Origin of the sequence: Psychrobacter sp. SCQQ22 (assembly GCF_015864605.1) — a bacterium.
GTDB lineage: Bacteria > Pseudomonadota > Gammaproteobacteria > Pseudomonadales > Moraxellaceae > Psychrobacter > Psychrobacter fozii.
Window position 1 is genome coordinate 272795 of record NZ_JADYWZ010000002.1, and the last position, 20528, is coordinate 293322.

General features: G+C 42.1%; 12 protein-coding genes. 8 read left to right on the forward strand and 4 right to left on the reverse strand.

Going from position 1 to position 20528, the window contains the following annotated elements; genetic code table 11:
- The 5 genes from I6E84_RS03900 to I6E84_RS03920 all read left to right on the forward strand — a co-directional run bounded on the left by I6E84_RS03900 (window position 1) and on the right by I6E84_RS03920 (window position 11309).
- Window positions 1-1977 (forward strand): hypothetical protein, encoded by a 1977-nt coding sequence (locus tag I6E84_RS03900; protein ID WP_197216268.1) that lies wholly within the window; start codon window positions 1-3, stop codon window positions 1975-1977.
- A gap of 308 nt (window positions 1978-2285) precedes the next feature.
- Window positions 2286-2753 carry a hypothetical protein gene (locus tag I6E84_RS03905; protein ID WP_197216270.1) on the forward strand — a complete coding sequence of 156 codons (468 nt, stop codon included), beginning with the start codon at window positions 2286-2288 and terminating at the stop codon, window positions 2751-2753.
- Between the two features lie 49 nt (window positions 2754-2802).
- On the forward strand, window positions 2803-4950 hold the full coding sequence (locus I6E84_RS03910) for a beta strand repeat-containing protein (protein ID WP_197216272.1): 2148 nt from the start codon (window positions 2803-2805) through the stop codon (window positions 4948-4950).
- Window positions 4951-5081: 131 nt separating this feature from the next.
- Window positions 5082-10400: an SdrD B-like domain-containing protein gene (locus I6E84_RS03915; protein ID WP_197216274.1), complete on the forward strand. Its 5319-nt coding sequence runs from the start codon at window positions 5082-5084 to the stop codon at window positions 10398-10400.
- A 135-nt stretch (window positions 10401-10535) separates the two neighbouring features.
- Entirely contained in the window at window positions 10536-11309 is a 774-nt protein-coding gene (locus I6E84_RS03920; protein ID WP_197216276.1) for a hypothetical protein, read from the forward strand.
- 105 nt (window positions 11310-11414) lie between these two features.
- Here the strand turns inward: I6E84_RS03920 and I6E84_RS03925 are convergent, their stop codons facing one another.
- From I6E84_RS03925 to glpK, 4 genes are all read right to left on the reverse strand, one after another.
- Window positions 11415-12113, reverse strand: a complete 699-nt coding sequence (locus tag I6E84_RS03925; RefSeq protein WP_197216278.1) for a TetR/AcrR family transcriptional regulator — start codon at window positions 12111-12113, stop codon at window positions 11415-11417.
- A gap of 248 nt (window positions 12114-12361) precedes the next feature.
- Window positions 12362-13390: an endonuclease/exonuclease/phosphatase family protein gene (locus I6E84_RS03930; protein ID WP_197216280.1), complete on the reverse strand. Its 1029-nt coding sequence runs from the start codon at window positions 13388-13390 to the stop codon at window positions 12362-12364.
- 295 nt (window positions 13391-13685) lie between these two features.
- Window positions 13686-14198, reverse strand: a complete 513-nt coding sequence (locus I6E84_RS03935) for a hypothetical protein (RefSeq protein WP_194197425.1) — start codon at window positions 14196-14198, stop codon at window positions 13686-13688.
- 311 nt (window positions 14199-14509) lie between these two features.
- The gene (gene glpK, locus I6E84_RS03940) at window positions 14510-16093 is read right to left on the reverse strand and encodes a glycerol kinase GlpK (RefSeq protein WP_197216282.1); all 1584 of its coding nucleotides are present in this window, start codon (window positions 16091-16093) and stop codon (window positions 14510-14512) included.
- Window positions 16094-16546: 453 nt separating this feature from the next.
- Here glpK and I6E84_RS03945 point away from each other — a divergent pair, with 453 nt between their 5' ends.
- The 3 genes from I6E84_RS03945 (at window position 16547) to I6E84_RS03955 (ending at window position 20527) form a co-directional block, all read left to right on the forward strand.
- Window positions 16547-18184 (forward strand): TolC family protein, encoded by a 1638-nt coding sequence (locus I6E84_RS03945; protein WP_197216284.1) that lies wholly within the window; start codon window positions 16547-16549, stop codon window positions 18182-18184.
- A gap of 50 nt (window positions 18185-18234) precedes the next feature.
- Window positions 18235-19101 carry a YihY/virulence factor BrkB family protein gene (locus tag I6E84_RS03950; RefSeq protein WP_197216286.1) on the forward strand — a complete coding sequence of 289 codons (867 nt, stop codon included), beginning with the start codon at window positions 18235-18237 and terminating at the stop codon, window positions 19099-19101.
- Window positions 19102-19327: 226 nt separating this feature from the next.
- On the forward strand, window positions 19328-20527 hold the full coding sequence (locus I6E84_RS03955) for an HlyD family secretion protein (RefSeq protein ID WP_197216288.1): 1200 nt from the start codon (window positions 19328-19330) through the stop codon (window positions 20525-20527).
- Window position 20528: the final 1 nt, after the last annotated feature.

Consider the following 20528-nt stretch of genomic DNA (forward strand, 5'->3'; position numbering starts at 1 on the left):
ATGCAGCAAACTCAACGACTTTTAGACTCAATTAGCACATATTTATTCAGTAAATATATATGTCGAATGATGGCATTGATAGCCGCTGTTCCTATGCTTTTAGTCAGTAATTTGGCCTTTGCTGAAGCCAACCCTACATGCCCAAGCGATCATGCGATGTACTATCTGGGCTCCAAGAGCACTACTCCTGCACCCAAAGCAACGCTCAGCTGGTCAGCAGCAGGAAATGCTAGTACTACCTATAGCTTTGATAGCGGTCTTAAGTTAGTACTATCATTTTCTGATATTAACTTTGTTAGAACTGGCTATCCAGAGGTCAGCAGTTTTAGCGGTGTGACAACGAATGCTCTTAATATTCGCCATAGTAGCGAGAAAATCGACATCAATCATAGGCTGACAGCTACTATTAATAAACCAGTATCAAAATATGGATTTGTTGTTCAGGATTTAGATGCAAACCTAAGTGGAAAATATACTGAGTCAGTCTCACTTGTCACTGCTGGTGGCGCTTTTAGCAATTATACTACATCAGGCACTACAACCAACTTCACATTATCTAATTCAAGCAAAACGATTACTGCTAACCAATGGACGAACTGTAATCCCACTAGCCCATGTAACTTTAATATTGAATGGGGAGCACAGTCAGCAAACACACCATTTGTTACCACTCATGGTAATACCTATACGGGGGCTTCTGCAACCGCATCCACTGGTGACCATGTAGTGGGCTACTCAGACTTCTACTTTTGTCTTGCACCACCTAAATTGACTGTAAAAAAACAATTAGAAGGTACTCGTTTTAACGACAGTGATACTAAACGTGACCAGTTCAATATCAAAGTAGCTGGTGGAAAGTTGACTCCTGATACTCAAGGCTCTACAGCTTCTTTTACGACAACAGGGACAGGTTCAACCATAACTAACGGAAACACTGTTACCCCATTGGAATTAGCTCCAAGTACTATCTATACCATATCTGAAAGTATAATAAATGGTAATGCTAGTAACTACAGCACTAGCTATGCTTGTACCAATGCGACAACTGGTAGCACGACTGTGATGCCTACTGGCACAGCCGGCTCATTTACGTTGTCCAATTTAAATTATGGTGATGAAATCACATGTACTATCACAAACAGCCCTAATTATGTGTTCTCAGGCACTGTCTTTAATGACAATGGTGGCATTACCGACGCCCAAGCTGATGCTACCAATAGCACCATCACGAGTGGCGTGTATAACAACTCTAATTATTTCAACGGCATATTGAACGCCCCTTCTGAAACAGGTATCTCTGGCAGTACAATTACATTAGTAGATAAATGTGAGAATCCAACCAAAACCTACGCCACACAAACCTTAACCTCGACAAACGCAAGCGATATTGGTACTTACCAATTTAACATCGCTAGCAGTGTCATCGGTACTCAAAGCTCTGTTTGTCTCATCGAAACTTACAGTGGGAGCGCCTACCCTGTACGCACAACGATTGATAAACGTAGCATCAGCTTAATAACCAATACCTATAGTTACTCAAATAATAATTTTGGCCGAGTGATTACCAAAAACTCAGCCATCGTACTTGAAAAAGAGCAAGCAGCAAATACGTGTACTATTACAGATCTGACCAAAGTCACTACATATAGTAAAAACGCATTATCTAGCTCAACGAATGGCGCTGATGTGCAGCCAGGTCAATGTATTGCTTACAGAATTACAGCCACAAATCGCGCAAATATGGATATTAGCAATTTTATTATGCAAGATGTACTACAAAAAAATGACGCTAGTAATCCAGCAGACACTACAGTTACTTCTGTATTGGCAGATCCAACACGAGCCTCTGGCATTTACAGCGATGGTCTCGTTAAAGGTCAAAATGGAACTATTACTACCATAGCTACTGTGTTGACAAAAAGGAGCATTCGCAGCTTTTATTTCAACACTCAATATGGATCAACGCAGTCCAAATAATCTTTCCGTACAATCGTCTACAGCCCTTACCACCTATGAACAACAGTCGATATCATAAATTGATCGACTGTTGTTTTTTTTTACCTATTTGACGAGTCAGTTTTACCATTCAGCTGTTTTATAACTCCCTCCATCTGCTTTTTCTGAGCTTAAATAATAAACGATATATAATTACCTTAAGAATACTAAAAACGTATTTTACTTACATCAAACATACAGAATATTCTGAAAACACGTTGGAAAAATTCACGAAATGAATTGGTTTGTTGAAGTGAAATAAATATTTTTTACTGAAAGAGAGACGAATTATGAAATTTTCTGCCATAACAACCAAATTAGTCATGACATCTATATTATGTGCCAGCTTTCTTGGTAATGCACATGCAGCAGATGCTCTAAAAATGGAACTAACAGCCAATCAAGTTACCAAAAATGCAGACGGTAAGACAGTATATTCTCCAGTACGTACCGCACCAGTAGGTACTGTCATTCAATACAAGGCAACTTACACCAATACTATTAGTAAAGATATCAACGACTTGATGGTCACTCTACCTATTCCTATAAATATGACATTTACTGGTGAGGCACAACCTACAAGCGCACAAGCCAGTACTGATGGTAAGAATTATGCCGATATGCCTTTAATGAAAAAGGTAGATGGCAAGATGGTAAAAGTTCCATATTCTGAATATCGTACTCTACGCTGGAATATCAAATTATTACCGGCGAAGAAGACAGCTGTTGTTGCTATCAATACTACCGTTGACCGATAAACCTATTGACTCTTAACACCTCTAATTAAACCCCTAGGAAATTTACCGTATGAAACCTAATTCATTTAAATACTCAGTGTTGGCTGTTGGTCTAGCCGCAGCAATGAGCATCACTACTGCCAATGCTGCTACCCCGACGGGCGGTACTTCTGGTTCATTTAATGTAACGAACAAAGCAACTGCTTCTTATACGGTTGCCGGTAATACCACTTCACAGACTGCAGAGTCGAATGTAGTTACGGTGAATGTTACTGAAACTGGTTCGTTCTCTTTAATATCAACAGTAGTTGATGATGTAAAGGATGATGATTTTGGTAAAGACCGTACTATTAATGCGCAAGCGAGCTCAACAGTAGATTTCACTCATACATTGACTAACGGTGGTAACGTTAACGACACTTACAAGATCACTCTTGCTAATGTAACTGGCGATAATTTTGACTACAACCTTGGCAATAGTGTTATTAAGTATCAAAAAACCAATGCAGCTGGCACTAACATTGGTAGTGAAGTAACTATTGCTAATAACGATTCAATTGCATTGGCACCAGGTGAAAAAGCGCTCATTACCGTTACTGCTCAGTCTGATACTAAGCGTGTTGCGGACGCTAACGGTATCTTGACGGTTACTGCTGAAAGTACTTACTTAAAATCGAAATCTGCAAACACAGCTCCTGCTACTTATACAGCAGTCAACACTGATAATGCTAAGACAACAACTCCAATATACAAAATCGTAAAATCAGCTCAAACCAATCTTTTAAACAAAAATTTTGATTTGAACAATGCTAATGCTTATGTTGATTACACTGTAACCGTTAAAAACGAAGGCAATATTGATGGTACTGCCATTGTTATTTCTGATGACTTACCTACAGGCTTAGTTGCCATAAAGTCTACTGAGGCTAACTACACTGCACCGACCACTATATCTTCTAACGGTAGCGCAGCAGTTACACCTGTTATATCTAGTGATGGTAAAACCATCTCAGTGACAGGTCAAAACGTTAAAGTAGGCGAAACTATTACGCTTACTTTCCGTGCTAAGAAAGCAACTGGCGCAACAACTAGTAGCTTATTTACCAACTATGCAGTTGTTAAAGATAATACTAAGAGCGATGTAAACGCTAACACCCCGGATATCATTGATAGGTCTGATGATGGTGCTACTGCAGGTGGCCTAACAGAGAGCACTTATGAAAATACAGCTACGCCTACAATAGGTAAAGATGACAATACTAATGCAACCGTGACAACGACTAATCAGACTCGTGCTATTGCTATTACTCCAGGTGTAAACAAAGAAGTAGCTTTAGTTACTCCTTCAACTAACAACGAAGTTACCAATACTTATACTTATACCATCACCAACAACGGTACTGATGTCACAGAAGCAGCAGGAACAGGCGATAATGATAGTTCTGTAAAACTGTCTATAAAGCCGACTGCTACTAGAAATAATGGCATTATCGATGATCCTAATATCAGTATCACACGTGTATACGTGGATGCTAACAACAATGGTAAATTTGACTCAGGTGAAACTGAACTCGTCGGTGTGAACGGTATTTATGAGCTGAACGCTGCCACTCCTTTCATAACAGGAAGTACTACTAATCGTAAAGGCCTAGCTCCTGGCGAAAGTGTCAAAATTGGCGTGCAAGTTGCCTCGGCAGGTGAAGGTAGTAACGATCCAAACTCTACACAAGCTAATGTAAATAACATAGGCGACTTTGAGACTTTGACAATAGCCATTCAGCCTAAAGGTCCAGTTAACGGTACTGCTGCACCTACTAGTACTGGCGATAATCCATTGTCCACAACGTCTACTACGACTATGCAAGGTGTTAATCTGACAAAATACCAAATAGTAGATAGTTGTGGTGCGAATCCTGCTGTTAGCTCTGCTGCTTGGTCAACTGGAAATGTAACAGCGACTGCTGCTCAGTGTATCTTCTATAAGTTAGAATCTAAGAACACTTTTACTGATAGCGCTAGAGTAATTAACAACCTTGTCGTATCAGATACTTTGGCATCTACGCTTACTTATCAAGCTAACAGCTTTTCAGCTTCGCCAACAGCAACCGATCAATCTCTTGGTCAGGTGATAAAAGTTACGTTTGCAACTGTAGCAGCTAATACAACCGCTAACGTTGTATTTTCTGCGAAACCTTCACAGACCGGTACCAATCAATAATTAATTCAATAAATCTATGAGTAGCGAATGCTGCTTATAGAACACCCTTCTAGCTTGACCTAATCGATTTTTATTAGCCAAGCTAGAAGGCTCTTACCCTACCCCTTTATGTTTTATTGGATAAGCGACATATGACTCTATCTATCATGACACCGTCTAATCGTATCACATTGTGTACAGCGAAGATTTCTGCGCTGTCATTAGCGATGTTGCTTATGCAATCAAATATGGCGTTTGCTGCGCCTATTACTCTCGTGCAAACTATCAATAATATTGCTAATGTGACTTATGACGTTGAGTCTATCAAACAAAATGGTATTTCAAATCAGGTACAGGCTAAAGTCTCAGACCTACCTGCATACGGTATCAGCTTAACTCAGCAGCCTCTACGTACTGTCATACCTAACACAGAGGTAAGTTGGGTTAACGTACTGAGTAATACAAGTTATAGCGAGCAAACGGTTGAGCTAACACTTGCTATCTCGCCAACAGTTTCTAATTTAAAGGTATATCAAGACCTTAATAACAATGGAAAAGTTGATTCAGCAGATAGACAAATCATGCTCGATAACTTGAGTGCTCAAATCAAACTTGGTCAGAGTGAAAGCATTCAGCTTATCGTACAAGCGCTATCAGATATCAATGGTGAAGATGGCGATACTGCTGATGTAAAAATTGGCGCTATCATACTAGAAGACCCATCAATAGCAGCGGTTGAAGCGATAGACAGACTTGTTATCATCGAGCCTGAGATAAAATACACCACGCCTCAATTTGATGGAACCCAAGCTACCTCACAAATCGGCGAAAACGTTTATATTGATGCAAGCTATGCTCAGTGCAACGTGCAAACTGATAAGCCCGATCAAGTATGGATCACGGTTAAGTCTCCACTAACGGGTGACACCTACTCTCTCAAAGGCATCGAAACAGGCAACAACACCGGTAAATACCGTCTATCTGCCCCGACACAAAATAATGCCAATGCTATTGACGATAAGTTTATTCAGACCTTAGTCAACGATACCTTGACTGCCAGTTTAGATGCTTGTATCGACCCTTCTGTCGGTACAGGTACTGATCAGTTACCAACTGCTAGCGACTTTACTGTCCGTATCGATGATCTAAATACGCAAATCAATATCATTGATGATAATGCAAGCTTAGTCGTGACCAAAGAAAGTGACGTCAAAAGCGCTGATCTTGGAGATTATGTCAGCTATACCATCAATGTTACGAATAACGGTAATGCTACGGCTTACGATGTACAGCTAAAAGATGCCCTACCACGTGGTTTTGATTACGTTGATAACAGTGTGCGTGTCAGTCCAACGACCAATGTAGATATCAACCAAGCACAGACCACTGAGTTTAAGGCTGATGGTAAATATCAGGTGTTAAGCTTAGGTAATATGGCAACTGGCGAAAGTAAAAAAATAACTTATCGTGTGTTGATTGGTGCCTCATCATTAGGTGGTGACGGTATCAACCGCGCGACTGCGGTGGCTAGCAATGACCAAGGTCAAAGTGTTGCCTCAAGAGAAGCACAATGGAAAATTGATGTAGAACGCGGCGTCATGAATACGGATGGCATTATCATTGGTAAGGTCTATCACGATATCAACCGTGACGGTATTCAACAAAAAGAAGACGGCGAGCTCGGTGTCGCAGGCGTCCGTATCTACATGGAAAACGGTAACTTTGTGATTACTGATCCTGAAGGTAAGTATAATTTCTATGGGATCAGTGCAAAGACACACGTCCTGAAAGTAGACCGCACCACCATCCCTCATGCAACCGAGATGGTCACCCAAAGCAATCGAAATGCTGGTGATGCTGGTAGCCGTTTTGTCGATTTAAAGTATGGCGAACTCCATCGTGCTGACTTTGCTATCGTTGGTGGCATGGGTGATAGCACTGAACGCTTGAATACTGAGCTAGTCGCTCGCAGCAAATCAGTAGGTACTAAAAATGATACCTTAGAGCAAGCTATCAAAACGGAGCTGACTCTAGAGCCTGACTATAATCGTGACTACGAAGATAATGTCGATGCTAGTGGCTGTAATATCAATGGCGATTTAGATCTTGGTAATAATTGCGACTCTGCAATCGTCAATGATATGGTTGGCGAAGCAAGCAAACGCGTTGACATGGCTGTGACGACAGTAGCACCACCCGTCGAACAAGAATTAGAGCTATACCTAAAAGAAGTCGCTAATAATGATGTTGCCTTTATCAACTTAAACGAAGATCAACAGCTTAGTTCTTATAAGCAAATAGTACAGGTACAAGCACCGCTCGGATCAATATTCACACTATATGCCAACGGCAAAGCAGTATCAGAGCAAAAAATAGGTAAAACAGCTGAGCAAGAAAAGCAAAACGTCACTGCTTTCGATTATTATGCAGTGGATTTACAACGCGGCAAGAATACCTTGCGCGGTGTGGCTACCGATATCAATGGTAAAGTCATCTCTGAACAAACGATCAAAGTGTTAACGCCAGATAGCCTTCAAGCGATTGACTATCGTACTCAAACCCAGCTAGTAGCTGCCGACGGTATCAGCGAATACCAAGTCGTCATCAGCCTAAAAGATCGTGATGGTCGTCCATACATCGCCTCGACCCCGATTACTATCGATACCAATATCGGTCGTATCAATCTAAAAGATGGCAGTAAAGACACGGCCGGTACCCAAGTTATCGTATCAGGCGGCGAGCTATTGATTCCTGTGACCGCGCCTAGCGCACCGGGTAAAGGCGAGCTGGTTATCGACACTGGCAGTAGCAAACAGGTTATCCCTCTACAGTTTACCGCTCAGCTGCGTCCACTGATTGCTGTGGGTATCGTAGAAGGCGCTATCTCGCTCAAAGATTTTGATGGCGGCAGCATCACTGATGCTCAAGGCGCATTTGAGCAAGAGCTAAATGAAATTTCTGGCGATGATAACTATTCAGCGACTGGTCGTGCTGCTATGTTCCTCAAAGGCAAAGTACGCGGCGACTATCTGCTGACATTAGCATATGACAGTGATAAAAAAGGCGAACGTTTATTCCGTGATATCGATCCTGGCGAATACTATCCTGTTTATGGTGACTCATCAGCTAAAGGCTTTGATGCCCAATCTACTAGCAAGCTGTACGTACGCCTTGATAAAGGTCGCTCGTTCGCTATGTATGGCGATCTAAAGACTCAGATTGATAATGATGAAGGTATCAAGCTCGGTCAATACAACCGTACTTTGACAGGCCTAAAAGCTCAGTTTGAAGACAGCAATACTCGTGTTACCACTTTTTTAGCAGAGACCAGTACAAGCCAGCGTGTCAATGAGACTCGTGGTCTTGGTATCTCAGGCCCTTACCCGTTGGCTGAAAATTTTGATGCCGTACTAGAAAACTCTGAAACCATCGAAATCATCACTCGTGACGCAAACAATTCTGGACTGATCGTCAGCCGTGAGACACTGACACGTTTTGCTGATTACGAAATTGACCCTATTAGCCGTAGCCTATATTTAAAGAGTCCTATTGCCAGCCAAGATATTGATGGCAACCCTGTCTATATCCGTGTCACGGTAGAAGTAGATGAAGGTGGTGAAGATTACTTGGTTGGTGGTATCGCAGCCAAGCAACAGTTAAATGAGAAAATTTCTATTGGCGGTAGTTATATCAATAGTGATGATCCACTTAACAAAGAAGAGCTTGCTAGCCTGAATAGCGTCATTAAATTCAATGACAAGCTAAAGCTAGTCGCTGAATATGCCATGAACAAAGCTGAAAATCCAAACTTCCAGCCAAGCAACCAGATTAACACCACAGAGTTGAACGACAGTAATGTCGAAGGCAACGCATTCCGTATCGAGCTTGATTTTGATAACAAGAAAAACACACGTGCCAAAGCTTATTACAACGATGCTGACGAAGGTTTTGTCACTGGTTCATCGCCACTGACTGCTGGGCGTACCGAATCTGGTGTAGAAATCAACCGTACTTTAAATAGCAAGCAAACTGCATTAACGTTAGAAGGTATACGTACAGAAGATCATACTACTGATGCTAGCAGTGAAGGTGTACAAGCCAGTATCGAGCATCGCTTGACTGAAAACGTCGTTGGTGAAATTGGTGTGCGCTACTACAAACAAGACGCAACCGCTGCCTCACGTAACACTCAAGCTGCAACAGATGTTTTGGACATCACAAACGACACCTTGTTCAATGACGACATCATCAATCAGTCAGCGTTAAGCAGTATCAGCAGTGCGGACGAGGACATCGAAGGCACCACTGCTCGCGCCCGTATCACAGCGCATTTGCCAAAGCTAAATAACTCATTGGTATTTGCAGAATATGAGCAAGATATTGAACACAGCTCACGCAATGCAACGTCTATTGGTGGTGAAACGCCAATGGGAAGCTTGGGCCGACTATATGCCCGTCATGACTTGATCAACAGCTTATCTGGTACTTATGGCCTTGATGACACTGATGAACGTCAGCGTACGGTTTTCGGTTTTGATGCCGCTTATATGAAAGATGGCAAAGTCTATAGCGAATACCGCATGAGTGATGCCATTAGTGCTCGCGAAGCTGAAGCTGCTATCGGTCTAAAAAACAAGTGGTATGTTCAAGAAGGTCTGACTTTAAATACCTTATTTGAGCGCGTTGAATCTCTTGAAGGTGAAGAAGATAACACGGCAACGGCGGCAGGTATCGGCGTTGAGTATCTTGCAAAAGAAGACTACAAAGCATCAGGACGTTTTGAGAAACGTTGGGGCGAGACGAGCGATACATTACTCGGTAGCGCAGGTATTGCGTACCGCTATACCGACGATATTACTTTACTGGCTAAAGACATTTATTCACGTATTGACTATGACGATGGTGATCGTACGATCAACCGTTTTCAGCTAGGTGCAGCATACCGTGATTACGATAGCAACCAGCTAGACATGCTTGCAAAGTTTGAATATCGTTTAGATGACAATAATACTGGCGATGATATTTATCAGAAAGATACCATGGTGTGGTCATGGAACGGTAACTACCATCCTACGCGTGCTATGACATGGTCTGGTCGCTATGCAGGTAAATATACAGAATACAAAGCAGATGGGTTGACGAGTGATAACACTGCTCATGCCGTCTATGGTCGCGGTCTTTATGACATCAGTGAGCGCTGGGATATCGGCATGCAAGCGGGTACTTACTGGAACGAGCAAGCAAATGACTTGGCTTATATGCTTGGTGCTGAAGTAGGCTATAGCCCAATGACCAATCTTTGGTTATCCATTGGCTATAACTTCATGGGCTTTGAAGATGAAGATATTGCCTATGATGACAGTACGCAAGAAGGCGCTTACTTCAGATTGCGCTTTAAGTTTGATGAAGACTTATTCAAACGTGAAGATCCACGCAAGAATAACCGCCTAGCCAGTGACTCTACCTTATAGTTTGACAACATTGTTCTCAGTTACTGAGAACAATGTTGCACTTACTCTGTTATTTAGCATCAACCGATAGGTCATAGTTCTAGCCATAATGATGCTAAATATCAATACTTATTACCTTAATATAAGGTTTGCACCATGTTTACATCTGTAATTAAAACCATTTCTCGCAAACAGCCGATATATGCTGCACTGTCGGCAACAGTACTGCTAACAACTGTCTCACCTGTTTTGGCAGACAGTGCTACTGTACAGATCACAGATAAACATAGCATTACTGACTGTCGTAGTAATGCTCACTACCAAGAGCCTTCTTATAGATACCAAAGTAATGAGCAACGCGTCCTGAACTGTATGGTAGATCAGCTAAAATTTTACCAACAAGCTGATAAAACTGTGCAGCAACAGTATTTTGCTTACCAGGCACAAGGATGGCTAAACTACGCTATTCATCAAGACAGTATGAATAGCAAATCATCTGCTGGTCGTATAGCGACAGAAATGGCCGAGTCGATACTGCAAGCGCTAGAGACTGATACGATACAAAACATCGCACTACATCAAGACATACCTTCAAACTCTGCTCTTATGCGACCTGATTTATGGGCAACTTTAAATGCTCTTAAAGATAGTGATGGTATCGCCTCAGCACCACGTGAGATAGCATTTAGCGAAGTGGCTCTCATTTGGGCAGCCACCAATCAATGTGAGCGCGGCTGGCGAGAGTCAAGTATGCATTTTCGTATGGCAGACCGCTGGCTTGAACAAGCACGTGAGGCTTATGTAAACGCGCACGACTCACAAACCAATGTAAATTTAGAACAGCTAATCGTCCGCTATTATAAGCAATATGCGCCTTTGGACACGGGTGATGATGTTTGCCAAGGGCAAGTGTTGACCCCAGTTTCATAAAGCAATCATAGCCATATTCATTGATAATGGAATTATTAAAATCTTAAACACAAAAAAGCCGACATATTATGTCGGCTTTTTCTATACATTCTTAAGGCGATGGGTCTACACTGATACTTTTTTACGTGGTAGCTTCTCTGGTAAGTAGCAACGTAAATAGGCAATAAATGCAGTGTTCGCTTCTTGGATATACTCATCAGTGATTTTCTGATGACGGCGATAAGACAATGTAAATATAGAATTGACAATACTATAAGCAATCAACAACGTATCTTGGATATCGTGGAAACCTGGCATCTCATAGCGTTCTGATAGACGTTTGTAAACCAAATCAACGATTTGATGATTAATGTCTTCACCAAAACTATCACCTTCAAAATCAGGCGTGTTGGTGTCATAAATGAGCTTTGCTTTTGTTTCATCATTATGAAATATCGTCACACACTGGTCAATCAGTGCGGTTAGATAGCCCTGCCATCTATCATAATTACCAACATCAACCGTCTCTACGATTTCTAATATTTCAATAGCATTCAAAAAGCGCAATGCTAAAAATATGGCTTCAATATTAGGGAAGAAATGATAAGCAGATGCTCTTGGTATACCCGCTTCTTCACAGACAGCAGCCAAGGTAATATCATTAATTGGTAGCGTTTCGCTCAACTTTTTGGCACCAGCCAACAATTTTTGACGGCGCGCACGGCCTTGCTGACTCGTAAACTTAAACTTATTCGGTACAAGTTTTTTTGCCAGTTCCGAGTCTACCAACACATCTTCAATCTTTTCGTCTTTATTTTCGCTCATTATAAGTCTCTTAAGGTTACACCCTGTTTTATAAATACAATTTTCATTGGATAATACTTATCCGAAATGAAAGAATTACATCCTATTAGTGAGTAATATAGCGTCAATGCGAGCGCTACTACATCTAACGGAGACGCATCATAAACGCTTGTACACCATCAAGCAAGGGAGATAAATGGGTTAAAAAATAATGTGTAAATCAACAATCTAATAGAGTTGACCATTTAGTGCAATTTAATATAATAAAACTAATTATTAAGTTTTATTTTCGCTCTTATAATACCATGATCGATGACTCTATCTGCATAATCCCATTTTAAATGGTCATTAAAATAGTCCACCCGTTCAACCTGACCAAGTGAAAACTTACTGTCAGGTAAAAACTCTTCTGAAACAAATAGTTGATCAATCACTTCTGGCATGCCTTGATAGATATGGGTATATGCCACATCTTTCATCCAGCCATAACGTGATTGAATTCGAGCAGCATCAAACAATGCGATATCGCGCATGCTTTTGTCATAGTTGACTTCACCCGTTTCCGCCATTAATTGAGTGGTGACGCTACCAGTGACATCATTCATATCACCCAATAAAATCAATGGCTCATGAGTATGCTGCAAGCGCTCTATAATAGACATACGAATAGAAGCGGCTTCTGCAGCACGCATACATAGACTGCGCAGCTTGGCACGGACTCTAATATTAGGATCATCCATATCTTCTAACAAACTGCCATTTTCATCGCGTAAGAAAAAAGCACGCTTACTCTTAAGATGAGCAGTGATAATCGTTATTGGTTGACCATAGGCATTAACACGTACCACCAACGGCGGACGATTAAATCGCTGATAAGGACCTATATCAGGAACCTCAATCACCGCTTCAGGTAAAATCTCTTCTAACAAGCTGCTTTCCAGCTGTTCAAAACGGCTGATAATGCCAACAGCAGGCGTGTTCTGTGCCCCTTTGCCTTGGGTATAAGGGCTCGACATATCATTACTGGCCAATGGAATGACCACATGCTCCGCCTTAAACCCTAACGATACTGCCAATGCTTCGAGCGCTTTACTATCCCATACTTCTTGCACAGCGATGATATCAGCATGTGCTTTTGATAATAAATCACTAATACCCTGTAGTTTGTGCTCATACTCATCACTATTATAAGCGGGGGCATTCTCGTAATAAATACGATCTGGATTAGCAAAATTTAGCAAATTAGCCGTGGCTATATAAAACTGCTTTGAATTATTCTCTTTTATATTATTAGTCATGGATTACCTACTATTATTATTCTTAACATTTGTTTTTAATAGTGTTTTTTGGAAATAACATGCATATATAACAAACAATATACAGCAAAAAAGCCCCCAAAGAAATCTTTGAGAGCTTCGAAAATGCATAAATTCAAGTTATTATGTATGTTAATAGAGCAATATCTACAACTTTACTCAATCTGGTCATAAGAGTGCAAGCTTACACACTGTGTGCTTACTTACACTTAATATGCTGTTAGTTTCACCTAGTTGATTTTAGTTCACTAATTAATACGAATAGCTATATTGTTCATTATGATACACGGTTCCATGCGTCACGTGATGCTCTACGTGCATCGTTCCATTCCATACGCGACTCGCCTTTTACTTCATGCCATGAACGCTCTAACTCTGATTCATGATCTTCGAAACGAGCATCTACGGGATAGTTAGCACGATTAGCATAGCCTACTGCATAAGCTGGATGTAAGTCACGGTCGAAGTCATAGCCTTCTTTGTAATAATCCGCATTGGCATGCTCTGCGCGCCAGTAAGCTTCTTCATGGGTAGGATCGATAGCTTCTGCTGCTGCATGTCCAGCGCCGCCGCCAACGATAGCACCAATAGCGCCGCCGATTAAGGTACCCAGTGGACCTGCCATTGTACCAATAGCTGCACCTGCCGCTGCACCGCCTACACCACCAATACCTGTTCCTAGTGGATGTGAGCCTGGCTCACCAGTGATGATGTCAGCATTTAGGTCTTGCTTTGCCTCTTTTGACATATGCTTTACTTCACTGCGATCAATACTGTCATGGTTACTCATATTATTATCCTTAATTGTTTATTATATATTCGATTTATTAAGTGCCTATTTCTTAAGTACTTATCTATTAAGTTATGAATCTTGAAATTGTAATTTTACCAATTTCTGAAGAATCAGCACGTTTGCTTAATTCGACTAAAGTATAATAATTTATAGATAACAACAGATAGATAGGTTATGTAAACTGTGTCCAAGTTGCGATTGCGTTGCGTTACAGCCTGTATCTTTATAATGTTTTTGTAGAACACTCGACAACGTTAAGTAATCTTCCGTTAAATAACTATAGGGCTTTGATGATACTACTCAACCGTTTATATCGTTCTTAATGCTCGATTAATAGCTTGTCGCCATTTATTAAGGTGTTGCTCACGAATATCGTTGGACATTGTAGGTTCAAAAATCCGCTCAACTTGCCATGATGCTCGCATCGTTGCTTCGTCATATAGTCCAGTTTTTAGACCTGCCAGTAACGCAGCGCCTTTGGCAGTAATTTCTGTGTCTCTCGGGCGTAGTACTGGTACATTAAGTAAGTCAGCCTGAAACTGCATCAGCAAGTCATTGTTGGCAGCGCCGCCATCTACTCTTAGCTCAGTCAGCGGATGAGGACTGTCTTTTTGCATAGCAATAAGGACATCGTAAGTTTGATAAGCCACTGCTTCTAGAGCTGCACGCGCAATATGAGATTTAGTAGTGCCACGGCTCATGCCCGTGATACTCGCGCTGATATCAGAGCGCCAATAAGGTGCGCCTAGTCCGGTAAATGCTGGCAGCAAAACCACATCCTCACTACTGTCTACCTGCCTTGCCAAATCTTCAACATCGCTACTTTTTTGAATCATACCCAAATTATCGCGCAGCCATTGGACGATCGCGCCCGCCATAAACACACTACCCTCTAACGCATAGGTCACTTCTTTTTTGGGTGGCTGTAGCATACGCTTGCCTGATTGCACGATTTGATCAAACGATAAATTTTCTGGACGAATTGGCACAGCTTTTCTCTGCCACGCGATGGTTGTCAATAATTTATGCTCACTGAGTTTTGGTTTTTGGCCAATATTCATCAGCATAAAACACCCTGTGCCATAAGTATTTTTTGCCATGCCAGCATCGAGGCAGCCTTGCCCGAATAGCGCTGCTTGCTGGTCACCCAGTACAGCCTGAATGGGTATTTGCTTGGCAAACAATCCTTTTTTAGTTTTGCCAAAATCACCGTCGGATGGTAGGACTTTAGGCAAGATATTCATGGGTATGGCAAACCGCGCACACAACTCTTGTGACCACGCCAGTTTATGAATGTCATATAGTAACGTACGAGAAGCATTGGTCACATCAATGACATGCTCTCCGCCAGTCAGTTTATAGATAAGCCAACTGTCTATCGTACCGACCGCGATTTCACCCCTATTAGCACGCACGCTCAATTTGGGATTGTTTTCGAGCAACCAAGCAATTTTACTGGCACTAAAATAAGGATCTAGACGTAAGCCTGTGATACGTTGTACTTCACTTGCCATGTCTTCATCGCTATCATTAGTAACCTTTTCCACAGCCAATGTTTGACAATAGCGCTCCGTACGGCGATCTTGCCAAATAATAGCAGGCGCTAAGGGCTTACCCGTTTGCTTATCCCAAATAACAATCGACTCACGCTGATTGGTAATCGCAATACTGGCGACATCGGTAGCAAGTAGGCCTGCCCGATTGATCACATCATGTGCACAGCTAATCTGAGTCTGCCAAATTTGTTGGGCATCTTGCTCGACATATCCAGCTTTGGGTGTTTGCAGCGTTGTCGGCTGCTGTACCATTTTTATCGGACGTGCATGGTCATCGTACAATATCGCGCGACTCGATGTTGTCCCTTGATCTAAAGCCAAAATGTATCCTGCCATGCCACCCACCTTCTACTGGTATTGTTTATACGATTCATTAATTGGTGCAATGATTCAATCATTCATTACGTATTACTGCTTACATTACCTAATAATGTCATTTAAAAATAATAATTATTGAATACTAATCCGCTCAAACCTAAAAATACGCCACCCATGGTATTCGCTATCACATTACTTATAAACGAATATTTTAAAACTAAATCAGCTCTCTATCATACTGCTATTGACTATACAATAGAAAACAGGAGAATATTGAGCATTGACCCGTCACCATTGTGGCACTACAGTGTACGCTTTGTTATTGATAACAAAGTTCTGGTCTCTGTAATAGACTGGTATTTCGGCTTTTCTCCATCAGTAAATAGCTACAATGGTTCATACTTTCGCTATAGTTAAGACGTTATCTGACACCAAAACACCTTGCACTCTAATTAATGGCTTATGTGACTTATGAAATTTGCTTTATCGACTCTATCTAATTCGGTGATGATGGTTGCGCTTATAGCTTCAGCGGCATCCAATGTCGCAAGCGCAAACGAGAGTAATACTGAGCTCCAGAATAATGTGACACAAATTACTGATGCCGACTATCCAAGCGATATTCAAAAAACCCGTGCCCAAGACAGCTCAATTACTACAAACCAAGAACTGAATAAAGCTCAGCAACCAATTGGTCTATCTACGGTTATCGACCCAATTACTCATAAAAGTATCGATGATAGTTATTCTTTAGAAGTACCTAGCTTATTGAGTCTCGAACAAGCCCAAAATATTTTATTACAAGTATCGCCGAAAATCGCTGCCAATCAAGCAGCAATCGCCGCCAGTGATTATCAGACTGATGCGCTAAGCACCTTAGACAACCCATTGGTATTTGCACGAGTATCAGCGACTGCTTACCATCTGGACACTGATGTTGATTTATCATCACTCAAAAGTGGTGTTGTCAGCGAAATAGACAGCATCGTCCCAGCTATACCAAACTTGCCCGATTTTGATGGATTGGTTGATGAGCGTATCCCAGATTCTTATAATATAAAACGCTCGGGCTCAACATCGGGTGCAGGACTTGGTGTCTTATGGCCTATCTATACCGCTGGACGCACAACTGCCTTAATAGGCGCTTCTGATGCTCGTACTCAAGAAGCCGTCGCAGACAGCTTGTTGGATAAAAATGAGCTATATAACACGTTGATTGAGCGGTATTTCAAAGCGCAGTTGGCTATCATTGCGGCCTACTTACGCGAAGATGCTTATGATACTCTGCAACAGACTGACCATATGGCTCAGCGACTGTTTGAAGAAGGCTTCATCTCTCGTGTTGATCGGTTAGAAGCACAGTCTGCACTGGCCGATGCAAAAAGCGAATCCGTCAATGCCAACAATGATGCACGCCTTGCGATGATGGCCTTGCAACGCCTATTGCGTACCGAATATCGCATCAAACCTACCACACCACTATTTGTCTCTAGTCGTCCCTTACCAGATGTAAATTACTTTCAAGATTTGGCACTGACCAATCATCCAGGTTTACAAAAAGTAGCGGCCAAGCGTGCGCAAGCACAGCAGTTACACGCACTGTCCGATACGGGTTACAAGCCTACTGTCATGCTGTATGGCTATAGTCAAGTTGAAAAAGACCCTAGTTGGGTTACTGGTATTTCGGCAAGCTGGAAATTATGGGGCGGACTAGATAAAACGGCATCGCTGGCATCGAGCAATGCCCAAATCCGCCAAGCAGATTTGTCTGAAATTGAAGTCAGTGACAATCTATTATTATTAGTAGAAAAAAACTGGCACGATGTCAACAATGCTCAATCACGTTATCAAGCATTACAAAGCAATGTTGATCTGGCTGCAGAAGTACTGCGTTTACGCCGATTGGGGCTGCAAGAAGGCGTGAATACCCCTATCGAAGTGGTGCAGGCTCAGACACAGTCACTCAAAGCACGTACGGAACAAGCACAAGCAGCAAACAGCTACGTACAGTCGCTGGCGGCGCTCATGCAAAGCTGCGGCACGCCTCTCGCGTTTAACGCTTATCTGAATGCTGCCGACATTCAATTGCCGACTTTATATAACGAATAATAATTTGATATGAGTAATTAATTAATCAGCCTATTGCGAATACCTGTCTTATGAAAGAACCAACTTCTACATCAACAAATAGCTGGCTACAGACTTTACTAGAAACCTGGCGTATCGCGAACAGCTCTAATGTTTGGGCACATTGCGCGAGCGTGGGGTTTTTTGGTTTTCTCTCCATTTTTCCAGTAATGGCGGTATTTGTACTGCTTTATGGTCTCGCATTTTCACCCGCTGAGATGCAAGAACAGATTGCGCTTTTACAGCCATTTATACCTGATACAGTATATGAAATCCTAAATTCACGTCTGAGCGACTTGGTCTCTAGCACCACGTCTACACTAACGCTCAGCCTTGTTTTATCGAGCTTACTCGCTCTTTATGCTGGCTCTAAAGGTATCAAGTTTTTAATTATTCTGATCAATCTTGCCTTTCATATCACTCAAGAGCGCGGCTTTATACAAGGCACCATCAGAGCCGTTGGTTTGACCCTTGCAGCAGTAGTTGTGTTGATTATCGCGGTTTCCTCTATTGCTATCATACCTTTGGGGGCGGCCTATTTTCCTTTCCCTCAGATAGCTAAGACCATTGCGCTTTGGAGCCGATGGCCGATATTGGCAGGTATCATATTTTTAAGCTTTTTAGGCTTGTATCGCCTAGCACCAAACCGTGATGCCGTAGCGCTAAAGAAATTGGTGCCAGGAGCAGCGCTGGCCACCGTTCTTTGGATTTTATTGTCTGTCATATTTTCAATTTATGTACAGAACTTTAATAACTATAGTGCTGAGTTTGGCGCGCTTTCAGCGGCTGTGGTCATTATGCTGTGGCTTTATTATTCAGCATTTATCGTGGCCTTTGGTGCGATTTTTAATTCTGAAGCCATAGAAAGTGCCAAACCTTATGCTACCCGTGTTTACTAGGCCGTGTCATCAATTAGATTCTGATTCTGAGGCTAAAAATGAGAAAAACTGTAGATAAACAAGGAAGGAATTGCCATTAATATGAATATATTGACAAAATTACTGACGATGTTTAGCAAAATTTAGCCATTTTAAGGCTACTAAATGTATTAATGTGCTAATTGATGACACGCCCGAATTATAAACCCTTTATTTTCAACTTTGTTGCTTTAGGAATCTCACCGTCATGACTGAATTTCCAAACGAATCAGACCACTCACAAAAATCAGCTGATTCAACCGAGCCAGTAGTCTCTCAAGATGGCCAAACTTCAGTTGATGCTGCAGAAGATATACCTGAATCTCAACAAGAGCAGACAGTGCCTCACTATAAGCGCGATGCAGCAAAAGCTGATAAATCTGCCATGATAAAAAAGGGGCTTCTAGCACTATTTATTTTGATTGTATTAGGCATGGTGGCTTACGGTCTATATAAGAGCAACCAGCACAGTGAACCTGAAGTGATCACCTTACAAGGACAGATGCAAATGCAGCAAACGTCCATCGCTGCAAAAGTACCGGGGCGTATTTCTAAGATTTTGGTCACCGAGGGTGATGCTGTCACCGCTGGTCAACAGCTTATTGAAATGGACTCGCCTGAGATTAATGCCAAAATTGATCAAGCACGTGCTGGCAAGCAAATGGCACAAAGCCAGTTAGATAAAGCAGAGAATGGCGCCCGCCCACAAGAAATCGCTCAAGCAAAAGCGGCATGGCAAGCCAATAAAGCGGCATCGGACTTGGCAGAAAACACCTATCAACGTGTCAACCGTTTGTATGAAGAAGGACTAATGGCACGACAAAAACGCGATGAAGCCTATGCTCAATATCTCGCTACCCAAGACCAAACGGAAGCAGCACGCTTGCAATACGACTTAGCGATGGAAGGCGCACGTAGTGAAGACAAATCAGCTGCCACCGCACAAGTGGCACAAGTCGATGCAAAACTCGATGAAGCCCTAGTCGCAAAAGATGAAGCCAATTTACGAAGCCCAATAGCAGGTATCGTGGACAATGTCATTGTGAATGCTGGCGAAGTCATCGGTCAAGGTGTGCCACTGCTCACGTTGGTCGATACCAGTGATCAGTGGGTCGTGCTCAACGTCACTGAGACGTATTTGAACCAGTTGGCAATTGGCCAGCAGTTTACGGGGACGATTCCAGCGCTATCCTCGGCAAATAAACCTTATACAAAGCAGTTTACGGTCTACGCCACTTCGACATTGTCTGACTTTGCCACTTGGCGTCCGACCAATAATGATGATGGGTTTGATGTACGTACTTTTGAGGTAAAAGCACGCCCAACGACGCCTGATGCACGGATTCGCTCAGGTATGAGTGTCGTTGTGCGCATCAACCCTACTCTTACTAATAAAAGCCCAGAGTAGC

Bases quoted from the DNA above. Each gene is read 5' to 3' on its own strand.
- I6E84_RS03900 (WP_197216268.1), top strand. From the start codon at position 1: ATGCAGCAAACTCAACGACTTTTAGACTCAATTAGCACATATTTATTC.
- I6E84_RS03905 (WP_197216270.1), top strand. From the start codon at position 2,286: ATGAAATTTTCTGCCATAACAACCAAATTAGTCATGACATCTATATTA.
- I6E84_RS03910 (WP_197216272.1), top strand. From the start codon at position 2,803: ATGAAACCTAATTCATTTAAATACTCAGTGTTGGCTGTTGGTCTAGCC.
- I6E84_RS03915 (WP_197216274.1), top strand. From the start codon at position 5,082: ATGACTCTATCTATCATGACACCGTCTAATCGTATCACATTGTGTACA.
- I6E84_RS03920 (WP_197216276.1), top strand. From the start codon at position 10,536: ATGTTTACATCTGTAATTAAAACCATTTCTCGCAAACAGCCGATATAT.
- I6E84_RS03925 (WP_197216278.1), bottom strand. From the start codon at position 12,113: ATGAGCGAAAATAAAGACGAAAAGATTGAAGATGTGTTGGTAGACTCG.
- I6E84_RS03930 (WP_197216280.1), bottom strand. From the start codon at position 13,390: ATGACTAATAATATAAAAGAGAATAATTCAAAGCAGTTTTATATAGCC.
- I6E84_RS03935 (WP_194197425.1), bottom strand. From the start codon at position 14,198: ATGAGTAACCATGACAGTATTGATCGCAGTGAAGTAAAGCATATGTCA.
- glpK (WP_197216282.1), bottom strand. From the start codon at position 16,093: ATGGCAGGATACATTTTGGCTTTAGATCAAGGGACAACATCGAGTCGC.
- I6E84_RS03945 (WP_197216284.1), top strand. From the start codon at position 16,547: ATGAAATTTGCTTTATCGACTCTATCTAATTCGGTGATGATGGTTGCG.
- I6E84_RS03950 (WP_197216286.1), top strand. From the start codon at position 18,235: ATGAAAGAACCAACTTCTACATCAACAAATAGCTGGCTACAGACTTTA.
- I6E84_RS03955 (WP_197216288.1), top strand. From the start codon at position 19,328: ATGACTGAATTTCCAAACGAATCAGACCACTCACAAAAATCAGCTGAT.